15 protein-coding genes are annotated in these 18318 nt (G+C 61.4%); 9 read left to right on the forward strand and 6 right to left on the reverse strand.

Annotated features, from left to right (window positions below):
* Positions 1–113: 113 nt before the first annotated feature.
* Positions 114–509 carry a hypothetical protein gene (locus ACQY7R_RS19645; protein WP_428307249.1) on the reverse strand — a complete coding sequence of 132 codons (396 nt, stop codon included), beginning with the start codon at positions 507–509 and terminating at the stop codon, positions 114–116.
* Positions 510–831: 322 nt separating this feature from the next.
* On the opposite strand from ACQY7R_RS19645, the gene ACQY7R_RS19650 reads away from it, so the two are divergent.
* The 5 genes from ACQY7R_RS19650 to ACQY7R_RS19670 all read left to right on the forward strand — a co-directional run bounded on the left by ACQY7R_RS19650 (position 832) and on the right by ACQY7R_RS19670 (position 5649).
* The gene (locus tag ACQY7R_RS19650; protein ID WP_428307250.1) at positions 832–1821 is read left to right on the forward strand and encodes a hypothetical protein; all 990 of its coding nucleotides are present in this window, start codon (positions 832–834) and stop codon (positions 1819–1821) included.
* A gap of 703 nt (positions 1822–2524) precedes the next feature.
* A complete protein-coding gene (locus tag ACQY7R_RS19655; RefSeq protein WP_428307251.1) occupies positions 2525–3019 on the forward strand; it encodes a ferritin-like domain-containing protein in 495 nt (164 codons plus the stop codon).
* Between the two features lie 328 nt (positions 3020–3347).
* A complete protein-coding gene (locus ACQY7R_RS19660) occupies positions 3348–3554 on the forward strand; it encodes a hypothetical protein (protein ID WP_428307252.1) in 207 nt (68 codons plus the stop codon).
* A 233-nt stretch (positions 3555–3787) separates the two neighbouring features.
* Complete coding sequence (locus ACQY7R_RS19665) at positions 3788–4942, forward strand: agenet domain-containing protein (protein WP_428307253.1); 1155 nt, start codon at positions 3788–3790, stop codon at positions 4940–4942.
* Between the two features lie 122 nt (positions 4943–5064).
* Positions 5065–5649 (forward strand): DUF1990 family protein, encoded by a 585-nt coding sequence (locus ACQY7R_RS19670; RefSeq protein ID WP_428307254.1) that lies wholly within the window; start codon positions 5065–5067, stop codon positions 5647–5649.
* A gap of 134 nt (positions 5650–5783) precedes the next feature.
* On the opposite strand, the gene ACQY7R_RS19675 is transcribed toward ACQY7R_RS19670, so the two are convergent.
* From ACQY7R_RS19675 to treZ, 5 genes are all read right to left on the reverse strand, one after another.
* Positions 5784–6413: a PEP-CTERM sorting domain-containing protein gene (locus ACQY7R_RS19675; RefSeq protein ID WP_428307255.1), complete on the reverse strand. Its 630-nt coding sequence runs from the start codon at positions 6411–6413 to the stop codon at positions 5784–5786.
* 237 nt (positions 6414–6650) lie between these two features.
* Complete coding sequence (locus tag ACQY7R_RS19680) at positions 6651–7199, reverse strand: hypothetical protein (RefSeq protein WP_428307256.1); 549 nt, start codon at positions 7197–7199, stop codon at positions 6651–6653.
* Between the two features lie 589 nt (positions 7200–7788).
* Positions 7789–8826: a DUF1559 domain-containing protein gene (locus tag ACQY7R_RS19685; protein ID WP_428307257.1), complete on the reverse strand. Its 1038-nt coding sequence runs from the start codon at positions 8824–8826 to the stop codon at positions 7789–7791.
* Between the two features lie 70 nt (positions 8827–8896).
* Complete coding sequence (locus ACQY7R_RS19690; protein ID WP_428307258.1) at positions 8897–9637, reverse strand: helix-turn-helix domain-containing protein; 741 nt, start codon at positions 9635–9637, stop codon at positions 8897–8899.
* A gap of 628 nt (positions 9638–10265) precedes the next feature.
* Positions 10266–12158: a malto-oligosyltrehalose trehalohydrolase gene (treZ, locus tag ACQY7R_RS19695; protein WP_428307259.1), complete on the reverse strand. Its 1893-nt coding sequence runs from the start codon at positions 12156–12158 to the stop codon at positions 10266–10268.
* A 233-nt stretch (positions 12159–12391) separates the two neighbouring features.
* Between treZ and treY the strand changes: the two genes are divergently transcribed.
* The 4 genes from treY to ACQY7R_RS19715 all read left to right on the forward strand — a co-directional run bounded on the left by treY (position 12392) and on the right by ACQY7R_RS19715 (position 18281).
* The gene (treY, locus tag ACQY7R_RS19700; protein WP_428307260.1) at positions 12392–15385 is read left to right on the forward strand and encodes a malto-oligosyltrehalose synthase; all 2994 of its coding nucleotides are present in this window, start codon (positions 12392–12394) and stop codon (positions 15383–15385) included.
* A gap of 75 nt (positions 15386–15460) precedes the next feature.
* Complete coding sequence (gene glgX, locus ACQY7R_RS19705) at positions 15461–17635, forward strand: glycogen debranching protein GlgX (RefSeq protein ID WP_428307261.1); 2175 nt, start codon at positions 15461–15463, stop codon at positions 17633–17635.
* A gap of 164 nt (positions 17636–17799) precedes the next feature.
* On the forward strand, positions 17800–18042 hold the full coding sequence (locus tag ACQY7R_RS19710; protein ID WP_428307262.1) for a hypothetical protein: 243 nt from the start codon (positions 17800–17802) through the stop codon (positions 18040–18042).
* A 53-nt stretch (positions 18043–18095) separates the two neighbouring features.
* Entirely contained in the window at positions 18096–18281 is a 186-nt protein-coding gene (locus ACQY7R_RS19715; protein ID WP_152101638.1) for a hypothetical protein, read from the forward strand.
* Positions 18282–18318: the final 37 nt, after the last annotated feature.

Here is an 18318-nt window from a genome sequence, read left to right on the forward strand (position 1 = left end):
TCCATCATCCAGCCCAGGGTTGATTGCAAAGCAATCTACCCTGGGTCAACGCCCGCCCGTTGCATCCGCAACCCTGAAGGGGTTGCACACTCGCCGCGATGCGCCAACCAAACCTACGCAGCCGGCACAAGCATCTGCAGATCCTCAAGCGGCAACACCGCAGACACCACGACGATTGCCAACAAATACACGGCCACCAAGAACACCAACGACGCCACCACCGCCGCCAGCTTCGGATAAGGAAACCACGGCATCGCGAGCATCACAAGCACCGCCAACAACGTCGCCAAGCCAATCCCCACCGGCCCCGGCCAAACTACGAAATTGATCGTGTTGACCGGCAACTCCAGATCGAGATCCACATACAACGGCAACGCCACCCGCACGACGGCGTTCGTCGCCATCCAGAAGAAAAACAAAGCCACCGCCTGCACCGACACCTGCCGCAGCAGGCCATGCCGTGCGAGTCGCCGCTCGATTTCAGCTAATTCGTAAGCGTGAGAATCCATTACGCCTCACTCTCAATTAGAAAGATGCAGCTGACACCAACGAAATTGCCAGTCGCCCCACCAATCTAAAATCACTGACAACCACGCGCCAGGCGAGGCACAGTGTATCGCGAGAGTTGCACCCCATCCAAACTAGGCGCAGTCACAAATATCTCAATGAGTTGGTGCACAATCGGCAATTAACTGTAAACTAACTAGTCAATCGACACAAAATCAAAGGAAACGGAACCCCACTAGAAAAGCAACCTGCAACTGCGGAATATCAGAGCGATCCCCATCATTGATGTTGATTGAATGGTTGCTAGCGCCATCGAGGAGACCGATGCCGAAGCGATCAAACGACTTCCAAGAACTTGTGGCGATGGTTCACAGAGCACTTGCTCCATCTGGCGCTCGGATCACCGAATCAGCACTCGTGGACGTCCCGGGCATTGAGGAAGTCCGTGAAGTCGACGTCCTAATAGAGGGCAGGTACGGTCCATTTAATATGCGCATTGCAATCGAGGTGAAGGATCATAAGCGAAAAATGGACTTGATCCAGTATGAAGCAATCGCTGCAAAGTATCGATTGGAAGGAGGAGTAAAAGTAGACAAGCTCGTAATCGTAACTCACTCTGGGTTTTATGCCCCCACGATCCAGCGGGCAAAAGCACACGGAGTTGAACTCTACAGACTGTCTCGCGCAAAGCGAGTACGATGGCAGCAGCTGGGTACTAAAATTCGTACCGGAACAGTCTCATCCACACTGAACGTTGAAGCTGCTCCCCACTTCTGCGGAGTGCGAATTGATCCCGCAATTAACGGCATCAATTCGCGAGAGTTGCTCCACAACAGTACCCTTGTGTGCGCTTGCTGTAAGAAAGACTGGGGAAGTCTCTCCACATTTTGCTCAAAAATGTTCAACAACTGGAGGAAGATGCGGCCCGACTCCGAGGCCAAGCTAATCGCCAGTGCCAAATCTTCACAAACAGGGGAGGCACGAACAGTATATGGCCGAACGGTAAGAGGAATACTTCAGTTCCAAGGGGATGAGTTCCCCCTACGATCAATCACAATCGTAATTCACGCTGCTTCTGCCACCAGAAAAGCTGAGTGCGAAACCCTTGAGCTCACGACTCCGGACGGTGATGAAACACTGTTCCATCATTTCCAGGCTTCTGCGGTCGGGAAGAAGTTCAGCTTGCTAGTCCCGCAAGACCCGAAACAGCGACGGAGCAAGGCTGTACTGAAGATCCAAAATGCGTCTCCAACAGAGGCTCCGATTGACCGAGGATCTTCACCGAGCAAAGAGAGCAAAACTAGCGGTAGTTAACGCTTGGGTTAGTAACAAAGTGGCAGAAAATCGGTGGCTGCCATCGCTCACTAACTCTGCTAGGTTGCATGGATCGCCGAGGCGTCGCTGCGCGCCGGCGGTTCTTTGACAACGCACTCTCTCGCCAGCGCCCGGCCGCGAACCGACGGCGCTCGCCACGGCATTGCGTTGCCCCGCCGCCGCCCTCGCACGCCGCTACGTCACCCATTTGTCGCCTCCGCCGCCCCATCTGTCGCGTCAATTGCATCCCGAACTCCTCGCCATGCAATCACTTACGAATTGTGTCGCCAAAAACGCGAAACGCGACACAATTCAAAACGACAGATTTCGACGCGACAAAACGCCGCCGCCCCCCTAGCCCCGGGCTCCGCCCGGGGGCCGGCCTCCATTCCGGTACGCATGCCCGCGCGTCACGCAACGTCACCCCCGTAGGGTGGGTGCTCGCACCCACCTTTACCGCATCAATCACGCGACGCCTACGGAGACGCTTGGTTCCGCTTCGTCATACATTCTCTTCCCGCGACGGACGAAGGCGATGAACGACAAGCCGAGCAAGGTGGGTGCGAGCACCCACCCTACAAATACAGCTCCCTCCTGAACCCCGCCCCCTGAACCCTCCTGCCTCCCCTTGGCACACAGTTCGCATTACTCCCCGCAGACGCCAACAACATCACCTTCACGTCCCAATCAAGGAGTTGCGAAAATGTCCCTCGATTCGCTCGAAGACGCCTTCTACGACGAGCTCTGCGACGTCTATCACGCCGAGAAGCAACTGGTTCGTGCGCTGCCAAAAATGGTCAAGCAGGCCGCTAACAAATCACTCGCCGCCGCCTTCACAGCCCACCTCGCCGAAACCGAAAAGCACGTCACGCGCTGCGAACAGGCGTTCGCGGATACCGGCAAAGTTCCGAAGGCGAAGAAGTGCGAAGCGATGGCCGGCCTCCTCGAAGAAGCCAAGTCGATGATGGAAGAAGAGGCCGAGCCCGAAGTAATGGACGCCGTCCTCATCGGCCTCGCGCAGAAGGTCGAACATTACGAGATCTCGACGTACGGCACGCTCTGCACGTGGGCCGACGTGCTCGGTTACAAGACGGCGAAGAAGGCGCTCGGCGCGAATCTCGACGAAGAAGAAAAGTGCGACAAGAAGCTGACGACGATCAGCAAGAAGCTCAACAAACTCGCGCCGGCCGAAAGCTAACGCACAGCGAGCGCACGCTCGCAAGTTGGTAGGGGCGAGATCGCCGGCTCGTCGGGTTGGATTCTGGCGGGCCGGCGTTTTACTGCGCACGACACTCCGCGGCATGTAGGGTGGGTGCTCGCACCCACCTGTACCGCATCAACCACGCAATGTTTACAAACAACACATGTAATTCCAGACCTTCACACTCTTTCCTTTTCCTTAATGGACGAAGGCGGTGAACGACAAGCCGGGCACGGTGGGTGCGAGCACCCACCCTACTGAACCCCAACACCTGAACCCTGCTATACTACCCGCACCAAAAACACTCTCCCTCCAAAGGCTCGTCATGAACCAAGAGACTGTGCGGATCATCCTCGACAACGGCTCCGAGCTTTTGCTCAGCGTCCGCAACATCGCCTACGTCCACTTCGTCCCCGCCGGCGTCGGCGCCACCGCGAAGGCCGACGTCTTCTTCGTCGGCAGCGAACGCCCCCTCGGCATGGGCGAAGCCGCCGCGATCCAACTCCGCGAAGCGCTGGCGAATCTTGGCTAGCCCCTGGCTCCGCCCGGGGGTCGGTATCCACTCCAGTAGATATAGTCGCGCGTACTACAACCCCCGGGCAGAGCCCGGGGCTAAACCCGCCGCCAACCCGTCAAACTCGGCGCCACCAGCATAAAAACCCTACCAACGCCCCCAATTCCGAGTGCTACACTTGCACTTAACGAGCGCCGACGGCGTCCGCAGGGTGCGGTCGTAACGGTCGGCCGACGATGGGAGTGCGGGCGATGCGTCTCAGTGCGTGGTTGTTGGCGGTGTTATGCGGACTCTCGATCTGCTTCACGGGTGGTCGCGCGTCGGCCGACGCCGACAACGGCGAGCTCGATTGGGATCCTGCGACGACCTCGGTCTTCATCGTCGGCATCCTCGAGTGGAAACGCAGCGATCTCTACGGTTCCTTTCCTGCGTGCATGCCCGATCGCCGCGACGAACAGCTCGCCCAGTTCTTCCGTAAGGCGGGCGTCCCTGAAGAGCGGCTCGTCTACCTGCAAGACAGCGAAGCGACGAAGGCTCGCATCAAGAAGGAACTAAAGGAACTCCTCGACGAGACCGACGAAGGCGAGATGGTCGTCATCTATTTCGCCGGCCACGGCTATCGCGACGAGGATAGCAACGAAACCTGGTTCGCCTGCTACGACGCCGGCGACGAGAACGAAAGCGGCTGGGGCGTGCCGGAGATCTTCGACGCCGTCGAGAACCACTTCAGCGGCGACCGCGCGCTGCTGCTCGCCGACTGCTGCCACTCAGGCGCCCTCTACGACGAAGCGAAGGTTCGCGCTCCCGACTCCGACGTCACTTACGGCGTGATCACTTCCTCATACGCGCACAACACCTCGACCGGCAATTGGACCTTTACCGACTCGCTGCTCTCGGGCTGGCGCGGCGAAGGCGCCGTCGACCTCAATGGCAACGGCTACGTCGAGCTCCGCGAAATCGCCCGCTACGGCGAGCTGGAACTTGCGTTCATCGAAGGGCAGAAATCGATGTTCTACGCCGGCGAAGACTTTCCGCGGGCGGCGGCGCTGGCGGAAGTTGAGGAGGAGAAAACGCCGCGCGTCGGCGAGCGCGTCGAAGTTGAGTGGAAAGGCAAGTGGTTCCGCGCGAAGACGATCGCCGTCGACGGCGACCAAGTGCAGGTCCACTACAACGGCTTCTCGTCCGACACCGACGAGTGGGTCGGCCCCGACCGCGTCCGCCCCTACTACCCGGCCCAGTTCGCCGAGGGGGATCAGGTCGAGGTGATGTGGGACAAGGACGAGAAGTGGTACCCAGCCCGCATCGAACGCGGCTGGTTCGGCCTCCACAAAGTGCGGTACGATGGGTTTGATTCGTCGAGCGACGAATGGGTCGGGCCAGGAAAGGTACGATTGCGGGTCGAATGAGCGACGCTCTAGCCCCGGGCTCCGCCCGGGGGTCGGCCACCATTCCGATTGGCATCGTCGTGCGTACTGCTAACCGACCCCCGGGCGGAGCCCGGGGCTAGTAAAACGAAGGAGCGCAACAGATGGGATCGCTGAGCTTCACCAAGCCAACTGAAGCTGCACTGCGGCAGTTCATCGCCGAGCAGCACGCCCTCCCCTTCACTTACGAAGGCGTCGGCGCCACTGCCGACGAAGCGTCGATCCCCGCTGGCTACGCGATTGACCGGATGAGCGTCTCACTTGGCCGCGGCGAAGCCGTTTTCGCAGCAGCGAAGCAGGGCCTCAAGGCGTGGCAGCAGTTCCAACTCGGTTGGTGCGAGGCCTGGCCGCGCACGACGCCGATTCGCCACGACGAAACGGTAGCCGTCGTCGCCCGCAGCCTGGGAACGTGGTGGACGAACGCCGCGCGGATCGTTTACGTCATCGACGAAGCCAATCGCTTCGGCTTCGCTTACGGCACATTGCCGGGCCACGTCGAAATGGGCGAAGAACTCTTTCTGCTGGAGCGCGATCCGGTCAGCGGCGAGACGACCTACAGCATCCTCGCGTTCTCGCGCCCGCGACATCCGCTCGCGAAGCTTGGCCGGCCAATGGTGCGAAGACTGCAGCAACGCTTCCGCGACGACTCCGCCGCGGCGATGCTGCGGTGGATCGAGCAGCAAGCATGAGTAACGTCGTTCCCCTAGCCCCGGGCTCCGCCCGGGGGTCGGCCACCATCTCGGTACGCATGCCTGCGCGAAACGCGACGTCACCCCCGGGCGGAGCCCGGGGCTAGAAATGCCAAAGCGAACGGCGATGCGAGCTACGCCGCACGCCGGCGCCGAAGCGCCGCAACGCCCATGCATGCCGCGCCGGCAAGCGCCAAGCTCGACGGCTCCGGCACGGCCGAGACGTTGAACAGCAGCGAATAGTTGAACGGCGTGTCGATGTCTTCCATCAGCATCGTGTAGACGCCGCTCGCCACGGGCACAGTGAACTCCGGCGGATTCGCATTCTCGTGAATCATCGGCAGCAGGTCGCTGCCGGTATCGCTCGCGTGGACGTGAGCCCACCCCATCAACGAGAAGCCGAGAATGTCGAAGCCAAACCCGTCGAGCCACGGCGAACCTGGCTGCAACGCGAAGAACGAAGCGCCGAACGCACTCTGATTCGAGTACGAAACAATCGTGATCGAATCGAGTTGCAGACCGGCGGGAATCGTCAGCGCCACGAGATCGTAATCGACGGTCCCGACGCTGTGGTCGGTGCCCGCGCTGCCGATGAGCGCGTTGGCGCCAGCCTCAAGCACGAACGGCGTAGGCGACGCCGCGACGCTCGAGAGCTCGCCTTGGATGCTTTCGTTGTACGAAGCAGCCGCCGCGAACGACGCCGTCAGACAAGTGGAGAGAATGACCAGACCGACCGCCGTTGCGCGCATACAAGAGAAACTCATCAATGCCCCTGTCGTTGATCGCCGCCGCCTCGCTTGGTTGTTCCGTCGAGCCCGCCGCCATGGCAGCCGGCTCTCTCGTCACTGTAGTTACCCCCCGAAATTGCCGCCACAGCGGAGGCGATTCCTGGGCTTGCGGCAGTGTGCAGAAGGCCGGATTTAACCGTTTTAGGACGTAGAGCGAGAGCCGGTTGCGCGATGGCGAGAAAATCGACGCCCAGCCGCTGCGAATGAGAGAGGTCAGCCGCCGCACAGCTCGTCGTGGACCATCACCATCCAGGCGCCGAGCGTCCCCTGCGGATTGAACTCCGCCTCCATGCAAACGTCTGCGCTTGTGTAGTAGAGAATGACTTCCCCGTCGTCCTCGTCGCGGTCGACCCGCTGCGGCTCGCCGACCATGCGGATGAACTCGTCGATCGTCGTGGCGTCGGTCAACTCGCCGCGACCCTCGATCCGCGGCCGGCAAAACTTTGCCCCGGGCAACGGCGCCGAGTACGTGCCGTCGCCGATGTGAAACATCACCTCCGCAAATTTCCCTTCGTCGAACTCGATCATCATCCCGCGGCGGCCGTAGAGCAGCATGGCGTTGTCGGCCGTCCGAAAGCGGCGACAACGCTCTGGCCGGCCGAGAAATTCGGCACTGGCGATCGGATCGCCGAACCTGAAGCTACCAATGCTAAACGGCTCCAAGCGAATCGTCGGTAGCGGCTGGTCGGAAACTGACCAGTCGCGCGTGGGGTCCACTGGGCGATACCACAGGAAGTCGAGCCAAGTTTCGTAACCGAACATTGATTAAAAAACCCTAACGATGGTTGCACGCCACAGGGGTGAAGTCGGATGATCGTGGCAACGCGCCGATGCGGCAAGATGCAACGCGGCGTTGTCAGATTGATTCGCCGCGCGGTGCGGCAAGCCTTCCGCATTGCACAAACTATAACACGACCAACTTGCCGGTTTTTTGCCGAGACGCAAAGGGGATTGATGGGTAAAGTAACACCGTGCTCCTGCGGGTAGCCGCGATGCGGCCGACAGTCATCAGCCGGGGGGCGTTGGACCTCGTTTACGGACCTGCTCGATCGGCCGGCGAGAACTCGCCGCCCGACAACCGACCTCGCGGTCAGGCAATTGAGCAGACGACCAACTCGAACCGACGTCCCGCCTCTCCGGCTAATGACTGTCGCCATTCACAGGCGACCCGTTCATTGGCAGGACGGCTGAGCGTTTGTAACGCTCCCTCTAGCCCCGGGCTCCGCCCGGGGGCCGCTCGCCACTCCGGTTGGCGACGCCCCGCCAAAATCATCATCGCGCGTGATGCCACCCCCGGGCAGAGCCCGGGGCTAAGAATACGACGCCATTGCAAGCAGCAAACGATGGCCGATTACGGCCAATCACCCGCCTCATCCCCTGCAATCGTCGACAGCGCTCGATATACGGCGAGCTCCGTCGCCGCCTCTAGAAACCGCACGCTGCCGTCGCAGTTCGAAAAGAACCCGCCGCCGGCATGGTCGCTGCGGAAGTTGCTCGTCGCATGCGTGCCGCCGCTCGTGGTGCTGCGGCAATCGGTGATCGCCGCCTCGTCGACGAGCGTGCTCGTCACCGGCCGCTTACCGAGCGACTCGACCGTCGCCGCGTAAATGCCGGTGTAAGGGTAGCCGCCCGCGGCAATCTCGTTGTTGCCGAGGTTGCCAATCATCCACGGCACGTCGGCCCGCGGCGGTTCGACTCCCGGCGGCTCCACTTCAGCGGTGCACCCAGGTCGCACGCAAACCGGCCACCCTTCGCCGCCGGCCGCTTCGCCCATCGCGATCGTGCGGCTCGTTCCGTCGCTAATCTGGCAGAGCTTCGTCGGCTCAGCGTAGCCCGCGGCGACAATGTGGAACACGCCGCGCTCGCTGTCGGGAAACTCGTTCGCCAGGCACCATGCATCGGTCGCGCCGCGCGAATACGCATAGTCGGTCGTCGCGAGCCGCACGCCGGCGGGAATGCCGAGCTGTTCGTAAATTTGATTCGCGACCGTCTGCACGCCGTTGCTGGGACACGTGAAGAGCGGAATCGGCGTCGCCAAAATCTCCGGCAGTTGTTTCCAATAATCGAGCGATTGATTCCAACGTAGCGTTACTGCCCCCTGCTCCAAATATGGCAGCGTCACGACGTTGGCGTTCGCCAGAATCTGCGGCCCGCTCGCGCCGAGCGTCATCCGTGCGCCAGCCGGCAGATGGCCGAGCGCCCCTTCATGATTCAGCAGCCCCAGCCCCATTTGCTTAAGATTGTTCTGGCAACTCGAACGCCGCGCCGCCTCGCGCGCCGACTGCACGGCCGGCAACAATAGCGCGACCAGCACGCCGATGATGGCGATCACGACCAATAATTCAACGAGCGTAAACGCCCAGCGGCGTGAACCAGCGCAACGAACCATATAGATTGTCTAACGAGGTGTGACCAGTTGCGAGAGGCGTCTCCGACGCCGATGGCGGCCGCTGCTAGACTCAGCAGTGACTGCGCGACATCTGTTCGGGATCGGAGATCCCTCCCGCAACGCTTTCGAATCTGCGCTCTTGCGCTTGATCCGAGCTAAGAATCAGGGGCGTCGCGGCCGGTCGGCCATGCCCCGGCGCAAGGTACTCGTCCATTCGCAGCAGCCGCTCCTGCTCGAACTGGAAGACGTATAAAAACTGCATCCATTGCTGCCGACCATCATCGAGTCGCACCTGCTGCCCGCCCCGCATGACGACGACGTCGCCGCCGCCGGTCGGCGCTTCGACGTAGTAATCGCCATCGCCGCAGACCTCCCAGAAGCGGTAGCCATTCTCGACGAACTGCTGCACCCCCTCGATGCCACGATACTCGCCGCGGAGGATCGCCCCCGCCGAGAAGTTAGGGAGATGCGTTTCGATCTGCATCGTGATGTCGCGATGCGCGAGGTCGTAAAGATCGGACGAATCGTGCTGCTCGGCGACACGCTTCAGCCCGGCGGTCAGCCGTTCAACATGCCGCTTCCAACGAAGATGGAGATCAACTTCCGCACACGGAATGATGATCTCGGTCACCGGCACGCCCAGACCGTCGGCGATGAACTCCAAAAAACTTCGCTTTAGCGGGTTGCCCCGCTCGGCGTTGCGAATGGTGCGCTCAGAAACGCCCGATCGTACGGCGAGTTCGAGCTGCGTTAATCCGAGCGCACGCCGAAGGTTGGCGAGCTTTGCGCCATGAGGCTGCAACGAAGGCATGAACAACGACTCTCAAGTGAGCGCGACGCCGCCGTGCCGCGTTGGGGAAAAGGACCAACCGAAAAGGGATCGTGGACTCCGTTGCCAGCGTCGCTTCTCCGCCAAAGGAGAATAGCGACCGTGAACCACGAGGTCTACTTTCCGCTTTCTTGCCGTCGACGCTAGTCGCCTATTTGGGGGATACACGCTAACGTTACCAACTCATCAAGTTACGAAAGTCGGCGTTTTCCGACCTGTTCGTAAACAACTCTCATACATTGCGGAATCAAATTTGCCACAACCCGCATCTGTAGGTTTCTTGTGGAGGCAACTGGTCGTATCTCGTACGTCACTGCGAGAGCGCTGCCCCGTTTTCGCAGTGAATTAGGTAGCCGGCGCCGCGCGTACGGCCTACGGCGCTGGCGTCGGCTGCCGATTTCACACGGTCTCAGGCAATCCACTTCGGACGGCCTAGTGACCACTTAGCGCGCAGTGTAGAGAACTGCTGGCAACTTGTATGGAGCAATCATTGTTGCGATTAGGGTGATTACCCCAGTGCTCGCGCGAGGTGCGTGCCTAAGGGAAACGAAGTGCTCGAGATGACTGCATCGGAAACATTTTCTCGCTGCCATCGCCAAGTGAGCCTGCGTCACTCAACAAGTGGAATTGCTTCCAGCACAATCGCCGTGTGCCCAGGGATAATCCAATCCCGCGCGTTGAACTCGGCCGTCCCCGCGCCGGCATAGTTGAACTGTTCGCTCGACCACAGCAGCCGCCAATCTTGCCCGCGCGGCGGCGCGGCCAGCGGCTCGGGTACCGGCCGCCAGTCCATATCACGGCCCAGATTCACGCAGAGCAGCCGGTCGTTTTCATCGGGAGCGAACCACCGCAAAATAAACGCCTCCGGCCCAACGACGGCGCCGTCGAGCATCGTCCAATCTTGCTGCGAGAAGATCGGATCTTCTCGCCGAAGTTGCAGCAGATCGCGGTGGAGCCGCAGCATCCCCTCGTGCCGGCGGCATTCGTCCCAATCGAGCTTCGATTGCTCGAACGTCTCGCGTGACGACGGGTCGGCGAGTTCGCCATGGTCGCCCCACTTGGCCGTCCGCGGAAAATTACGGATGTAGCCCCAGCGCCCGTCGCGAACGATTTGCTTCAAATCAACGTCGTGATCGGCGAAGTAGCTGAACGGCGTTGTGGCGCCAAACTCTTGCCCCATAAATAACAGCGGCGTCGGCGGCGTGAGCAGCAGCACCGCCGTGAGCGCGCGATACCGCCCCGCGGAGGTAAGACTGTTGAGCCGCAGCGCGCGGCCTGAGTTCGCCACTTGGTCATGGTTCTGCAGGAAGTGCACCATCTGCGCCGCCTGGCAGCGTCGCGTCGGCGAGCCGCGGCGCTTCTTTTGTCGTGGGTTGAACTGCCCCTGGTAGAGATAACCATGCCGAATCGCGGAAAGGATCTCCTGCGGCGAGCCGGCATAGTCAGCGTAGTAAAACTCAGCATGCCCCGTCGCAGCGACGCGGCACGTGTGATGGAAGTCGTCGTTCCACAATCCATCGAGGCCGTAACCGCCAGCGTCGGTGGGTTCAACGTGATTCACTTGCTGCAGTTCGTTCTCGGCAATCAGCAAAATCGACCGCTTGCCCGCCGCTTTCCGCGCTGCGACCGAGAGGTCAGCGAGCAGATGCCGCGACGAGTCGTCGTAAATCGCCTGCGTCGCGTCGATTCGCAGGCCGTCGAAGTGGAACTCATCAATCCAGTAGGCCGCGTTCGAAGTGACGAAGTCGCGCACCGGCTGGGCTTGTTCGCCGTCGTAGTTGATCGCGTCGCCCCACTCGGTTGGGTGCCGTTTCGAGAAGTAAGACGTGGAAAAAATCCCCGTGTAGTTGCCGTTGGCGCCGAAGTGGTTGTAGACGACGTCGAGAATGACGCCGATGCCGTGGCGGTGCGCTTCATCGACAAACCGCCGGCAATCGTCGGGCGTGCCGTAGAGCCGCGTCGGCGCGAACCACGCGACGCCGTCGTATCCCCAACCGTAGTCGCCGTGGAAGTCGTTGATTGGCATCACCTCGATCAGCGTGACGCCGACGTCTTTCAAGTGCGGCAGCTTTTCAATCGCCGCGGCCCACGTTCCCTCGGGCGTGAACGTGCCGACATGCAACTCGTACATCACCTGCCCCGGCAACTTTACGCCGGGCCAAGCGGCGTCGTTCCACTTGTATTCTCGCGCATCGACCACTTGCGAAGGGCTATGCACGCCTAGCGGTTGATAGCGTGACGTGGGATCTGGAAATGCCCGCTGATGCCCATCGATGCGGTAGCCGTATAGGTCGCCCGCGCGAGCGTCAGCATCGAATAAGGCGTAATAACCATCCGTTTCGGGTTCCATCAACGAAACCCGACGAACGGTCTGGCCATCTGGTTCGAAGAGAACCAGCTCGACCTTTTGATGGCGTGGCGCCCAGAGGCGGAAGTGGACGCCCCGCTTGGTAGTTTCAGCTCCAGCGGGGAGTTTACGCGGCGTGGCGGTGATCGTCGACATTTGGCACATCCTTTGCTCGCTAGGCGGGACTTCGGCAGGACCGAAACGAATTCGCAACTCACATACCAATCGCTCCCGCCTAACGACTGGTCGCATTCCATACGGCGAACGATTCGACCGCTCACCATTTACCCACGCCACTTTCATCCACGTTACTTTGCTGCCTTCGCCTCCCGCAACGGCCTTCACACGCCAGGAACGTTATAACGTTGATGTCGGTCCAGCTTAGCAAGATGCCAGCCACAACCGAGGCGTCCCCTATCAATCACGCATCGCGGGTCAATCGAATTCCGCTGGCGACCTATCGCCTGCAGCTGTCGGAGTCATTTGGCTTCGAGCAGATTCGTGAGTTGATTCCCTACTTGCAGCAGCTCGGCGTCAGCGACCTCTACCTCAGTCCGCTGTTCCGCGCTCGCGACGGCAGCACGCATGGTTACGACGTCGTCGACCATGGCGCGATCGAGCCAGCGTTCGGCGGCGAGGCTGAGCTCGTGCGCATGGCCGAAGAAGCTCGCGCGGCCGGCATGGGCATCATCCTCGACGTCGTACCCAACCACATGGGGATCAACGACTCGGGCAATCGCTACTGGCTCGACGTGCTCGAGAATGGCGAAGGCGCCCGCTGGGCCAAATTCTTCGACATCGACTGGGATGCGATTCCGCAAACGCTCAAGCATCGCGTGCTGCAACCAGTGTTGGGGCAATCGTTCGGGGCCACGCTCGAACAGGGCGAACTGAAAGTCGTCTACGTCGAGCGTCGCCTGCAGATCGAATATTTCGATCGCCGCTTCCCGCTCGCCCCGCGCACCTGGCCGGCAGTGCTGGAACTGGTGGTCGCGCGACTTGCCGAGGCGGCCCACGACGGCGTTGCGGCCGGGCCCGAGCGTCGCCAAGCCCGCATCGAACTGACTGAACTCGAAAGCATCATCGCCCAACTGCGGCACTTGCCCGCTTCTGAAGACTGCTCCGCCCAAGCCCTACGCAATCGTTACCGCGAACAACGGATCGCCCGCCGCCGGCTCGCCCATCTCGTCACGAAGCGGCCGCGCGTCGCCGAGGCCCTCACGGCCGCGATCGAGGAAATGAATGGCGTCGTCGGCCAGCCGAGCAGTTTTGATCGCCTCGAAGAATTGCTGCGGGCCCAGTGCTACCGACTCGCTTACTGGCGGGTCGCCTCGGATGAGATCAACTACCGCCGCTTCTTCGACATCAACGAACTGGCGGCGATCCGCGTCGAAGATCCGCAGGTATTCGAAATGGTCCACCGACTGGTCGGCTCCCTGCTGGAGCGCGGCCTCGCGACCGGCTTGCGGATCGATCACCCCGACGGCTTGCTCGATCCGGCCCAGTACTTCGAGAATCTCCAAACGCTCTATCGCCGCTCGCAACCCGAAGCGACGCGCGACGCGGCGGGGCAGCTTTACATCGTCGCCGAGAAGATTCTCTCCGGCAGCGAGCAATTGCCGACCGACTGGGTCGTGCAAGGCGCCACCGGCTACGAGTTCATCAACCTTGTGAGTCAACTTCTCGTCGATGCCGCAGGAGTGAAAGAGATCCACGCCGCGTACGAAGAACTCTCCGGCGTCGAAGAAACGGCGGCCGAGATTTTCTACGAGAGCAAGAAGGAAGCGGCCAGCGTCGCGATGCTCAGCGAAATGCAAATGCTCGCCGCGCGGCTCTACCGCATCGCACAGCGGCAACGCGCCTCGCGCGACTTCACGCTGCCGACGCTGCTCCGATCGCTGCAGGAAGTGATCGCCTGCCTCGCCGTCTACCGCACCTACGTCCCGCCCCGCGGTTGGGAAGCGAGCGAAGAGGATCACCGCCGCATCGGCCTCGCCATTCGCTGGGCTAAGCGCCGCAACCCGAGCATGTCGCGGTCGTTGTTCGACTTCATCGCTTCGGTGCTGCTCCTGCAATTTCCGACGAACCTCAGCCCGGAGGACCGCGAAGCGTGGCGGCATTTCGCGCTGAAACTGCAACAAGTCAGCGGCCCGATCGCGGCGAAGGGAGTCGAAGACACGGCGTTCTACCGGTTCTATCCGCTCGCTTCGCTCAACGAAGTCGGCGGCGAACTCGAAGCCACCGGCATCGCGGTCGAAGAGTTCCACCGTCTCATGCATCACCGCGCGACCGTCTGGCCCCACGGCATGTCGGCCTCGTCGACGCACGACACGAAGCGGAGCGAAGACGTCCGCGCGCGGCTGCACGTCCTTTCGGAAATCTCGGTTCGCTGGAAAGAAGCGGTCCTCCTCTGGCGGCAGATGAATCGCCGCTTCCTTGAGAATTGGGATGGCGAGCCAATTCCCGACGCGAACGAGGAATACCTCATCTACCAGACGCTCGTCGGCACCTGGCCGGTGACGCCAATGGACGACGCGGCCCGCGAGGCGTATTGCAACCGCATCGTGCAGTACATGGAAAAGGCGCTCCGCGAGGCGAAGCTCCACACCTCGTGGATGAACCCGTCGGAGGATTACGAAACGCTCGTGTTCGACTTCGTGCGAAAGATCCTCGGTCCCGAGGCGGCGGCGTTTCAAACGGATCTCACGCAGTTCGTCGCGGAGATCGCCGACGCGGGGTTCGTGAACTCGCTGTCGCAAGTGGTGCTGAAGGCGACGCTCCCCGGCGCCCCCGATTTTTATCAAGGGACGGAGCTGTGGGATTTTAGTTTGGTTGATCCCGACAATCGCCGGCCGGTCGACTACGCGACGCGGACCGCGGTTCTTGCCGAAGTGGAACGCCACGTGGAGCGCGACCTGCCCGGCCTCGCGAAGGAACTCACCGCTGCCTGGCCTGATCCGCGCGTGAAACTGCTGGTCACAAAACAGTCGCTCGCGGCCCGGCGCCGCAAGAAATCGCTGTTCACGCACGGCGAGTACATCGCATTCGAAACCACCGGCGAACTAGCCGACCACTTGTTCGCGTTCGCCCGCCGCGACGGCGACGATTGGGCAATCATCGTCGTGCCGCGACATTTCCAGTTGTTCGCGCATGGCAAGCAGAACAAAAACGCTGCCGCCGGCTGGCGTGCCGAGTGGGGCGACGCTGCGGTGATACTTCCTGCTGAGTTTGGCGCCGCGTGGCGCTGCGAGCTTTCCGGACAAACAGTGGAAGCGACGCCAAACGGCGATACATTGACGCTGGCGGCGCGGGAACTGTTTGCGGTTTTGCCGGTGGCGCTGTTAACGAAGACCGCTGGCACAAGGCCAGCGGCTCGCGGTTGATGCTGCGAGCCGCGGTGAGTGATGACAACTTGTATTTGAATTCCTGAACCCCGACACCCGAACCCCGACACCTATATGCGTATCTGGCCAGGACGACCCTACCCTCTCGGCGCCACATGGAACGGCAAGGGCGTGAACTTCGCCCTCTATAGCGAAAACGCCACCAAGGTCGAGCTTTGTCTCTACAACTCAGCCGACGATGAAAAAGAGGCTGAGCGAATCACGCTTGTCGAACATACCGATATGGTGTGGCACTGCTACCTCCCCGACATTCGGCCGGGGCAGGTTTACGGCTACCGCGTGCACGGCCCATACGAACCGGAAAATGGCCACCGCTTCAACCCAAACAAGTTGCTGCTCGATCCCTACGCGAAGGCGCTCGCGCGGACGATCAAGCCGACCGACGCGATCTCAGGCTACGTACTCAACAGCAAAGAGGGCGATCTCTCGTTCAGCGATCTCGACAGCGGAGCCGACGGCCCGCTCGGCTGCGTCGTCGACGAAGCCTTTTCGTGGGGCGACGATCGTCCGCCGAACACGCCGTCGCACAAGACGCTCATCTACGAGATGCACGTCAAAGGTTTTACGAAACTGAACGAAGAGATTCCCGAGGATCTGCGCGGCACCTACGCCGGCGTCGGCTCGGAACCGGCGATTCGCTTTCTGAAGGAACTCGGCGTCACCGCCGTCGAGCTGCTGCCAATCCATGCGAAAGGGGATGACCGTCCGCTCGTGGAGCGCGGCCTCATCAACTACTGGGGCTACAACACGCTTAGCTTCTTCGCGCCGGAGCCGACGTACGCCGCCGCCGATCGGCCTGCTGACGTGTTGATGGAATTCAAGTCGATGGTGGCCAACCTCCACGACGCCGGCATCGAGGTGATCCTCGACGTGGTGTACAACCACACGTCCGAGGGGAACCAGATGGGCCCCACCTACTGCTTCCGCGGCATCGACAACGCCAGCTACTACCGCCTGGCGCCCGACGCCCGCTACTACATGGATTACACCGGCTGCGGCAACACGCTCAGCATGCAGAACCCGCGCGTGCTGCAGCTGATCATGGACAGCCTCCGCTACTGGGTGCTCGAGATGCACGTCGACGGGTTCCGCTTCGACCTTGCGAGCACGCTCGCCCGCGAACTGCACGAAGTGAACAAGCTCGGCGCGTTCTTCGACATCATTCACCAAGACCCGGTGCTCAGCCAAGTAAAGCTGATCGCCGAGCCGTGGGATCTAGGCGACGGGGGTTACCAGGTCGGCAACTTCCCCATCCTCTGGTCGGAGTGGAACGGCAAGTACCGCGATTGCGTCCGCCGCTTCTGGAAGGGAGACGGCGGCGTCGCGTCGGAGTTCGCCACCCGCATCAGCGGTTCGAGCGATCTCTACGAGTGGGGCGGCCGCCGCCCGCACGCGAGCATCAACTTCATCACGGTTCATGACGGTTTTTCGCTCAACGACCTCGTGTCGTACGACGGCAAGCACAACGAAGCGAATGGCGAGAACAATCGCGACGGCGCCGACGGCAACGACAGCTGGAACTGCGGCGCCGAGGGGCCGACCGACGATCCGAAGATCAACGAGCTGCGCGAGCGGAAAAAACGCTCGATGCTTGCGACGCTGATTCTCTCGCAAGGCATTCCGCTGCTGCTCGCCGGCGACGAGCGGAGCCACACGCAGCAAGGCAACAACAACACCTACTGCCAAGACAACGAACTGACGTGGCTGAGTTGGACGCTCGACGAACGCCAGAAGAAACTACTGGAGTTCACCAAGAAGGTGATCGCCATCTGGCAAGCGCAGCCGAGCTTCCACCGCCGCCGCTTCTTTCACGGCAAATCGATCCGCGGCAACGAAGCCCCTGAAATCGTCTGGCTCGACCCCAGCGGCAAGGAGATGGCCGACGACGCCTGGAACACGCCGCACGTTCGCTGCCTCGGCGTCCATTTCAACGGCGGCCTGGTCGACAACGACGAATACGGCGAGCCGATCATCGGCGACCACGTCGTCATCCTCTTCAACGCCGACCATGCAACGGAGATTCCGTTCGCGTTGCCGGAGCTCGAAGGGGACGTTGAATGGGAATGCCTGTTCGATACGGCGATCGAAGAACCGAGGGAGCCGCCCAAGACGGCGACCGAGGGTAAGGTCGACGCGAAGAGCATCGCCACTGCGCGGGCGTATAAGCTGCGTCCTTGCTCGATGGCCGTTTTCACGGCGCCGGCGAAAGAGCGTGCGGAAACGACTTAGGCAGGCCTTTCAGCCTGAGTTGGTGACATCACATCCCTAAATCGCAATGCTGGCGGCCCTCGGGAAGCCTCCCAGGCCTCCTGAGGCGCCAGCTTGCGTCCTTTCCCCGCCAAAGCGGCGGAATTAACGCCGTCGCCGCGCGTCGAACGACTACAGTGGGGGTAATGACACAACACACCCTCGTGAATCTCAGCGGCCGCGCCATCCCGCCGAACGCCAAACTCGCCATCAACGGCGAGGCCAAGTTGGGCGACTATCTGGTCATCGAGACCTGCGACGGCGCCACCGGCGTCGCCGCCTGGCGAACCGAGGCCGAGTTCAATCTCCAGCGCGCAAGCGCCGCACCGACGGGCCCGCCGCGCGCCGCCTGGATGCCGCAGCTCAAACCGAAGGCGCCCTACAGCTGACGCCTGCCTGCTTCGCTTTCGTTCTCCCCCTCGACCAAACCGACGAGCATCAGATGACGTTCAAAAAGGGCGAAAAGGTTCTTACCGAAGAAGGCGAAGTGGGTGAGATTCTCTTTGTCGATCGCGGCGGCCTCGAGGCGCAAGTCGCCTTGCAGCGAATCAGCACGAAGATTCGCTGCGATTCGCTTAAGAAATTTGAAGGCGTCGAACCCCGCAAGAAAACTCGCGGCGCCAAATAGCAAGCATGGCGAGCCGACGATCGGTTCGCCCTCACGG

The sequence above is a fragment of the Lacipirellula sp. genome, assembly GCF_965279485.1.
Lineage (GTDB): Bacteria > Planctomycetota > Planctomycetia > Pirellulales > Lacipirellulaceae > Lacipirellula.

Coding starts and splice junctions, on each gene's coding strand:
- ACQY7R_RS19680 (WP_428307256.1), bottom strand. CDS start 7,199: ATGTTCGGTTACGAAACTTGGCTCGACTTCCTGTGGTATCGCCCAGTG.
- ACQY7R_RS19715 (WP_152101638.1), top strand. CDS start 18,096: ATGACGTTCAAAAAGGGCGAAAAGGTTCTTACCGAAGAAGGCGAAGTG.
- ACQY7R_RS19665 (WP_428307253.1), top strand. CDS start 3,788: ATGCGTCTCAGTGCGTGGTTGTTGGCGGTGTTATGCGGACTCTCGATC.
- ACQY7R_RS19660 (WP_428307252.1), top strand. CDS start 3,348: ATGAACCAAGAGACTGTGCGGATCATCCTCGACAACGGCTCCGAGCTT.
- glgX (WP_428307261.1), top strand. CDS start 15,461: ATGCGTATCTGGCCAGGACGACCCTACCCTCTCGGCGCCACATGGAAC.
- ACQY7R_RS19645 (WP_428307249.1), bottom strand. CDS start 509: ATGGATTCTCACGCTTACGAATTAGCTGAAATCGAGCGGCGACTCGCA.
- ACQY7R_RS19655 (WP_428307251.1), top strand. CDS start 2,525: ATGTCCCTCGATTCGCTCGAAGACGCCTTCTACGACGAGCTCTGCGAC.
- treZ (WP_428307259.1), bottom strand. CDS start 12,158: ATGTCGACGATCACCGCCACGCCGCGTAAACTCCCCGCTGGAGCTGAA.
- ACQY7R_RS19650 (WP_428307250.1), top strand. CDS start 832: ATGCCGAAGCGATCAAACGACTTCCAAGAACTTGTGGCGATGGTTCAC.
- ACQY7R_RS19710 (WP_428307262.1), top strand. CDS start 17,800: ATGACACAACACACCCTCGTGAATCTCAGCGGCCGCGCCATCCCGCCG.
- ACQY7R_RS19690 (WP_428307258.1), bottom strand. CDS start 9,637: ATGCCTTCGTTGCAGCCTCATGGCGCAAAGCTCGCCAACCTTCGGCGT.
- ACQY7R_RS19675 (WP_428307255.1), bottom strand. CDS start 6,413: ATGAGTTTCTCTTGTATGCGCGCAACGGCGGTCGGTCTGGTCATTCTC.
- ACQY7R_RS19685 (WP_428307257.1), bottom strand. CDS start 8,826: ATGGTTCGTTGCGCTGGTTCACGCCGCTGGGCGTTTACGCTCGTTGAA.
- ACQY7R_RS19670 (WP_428307254.1), top strand. CDS start 5,065: ATGGGATCGCTGAGCTTCACCAAGCCAACTGAAGCTGCACTGCGGCAG.
- treY (WP_428307260.1), top strand. CDS start 12,392: ATGCCAGCCACAACCGAGGCGTCCCCTATCAATCACGCATCGCGGGTC.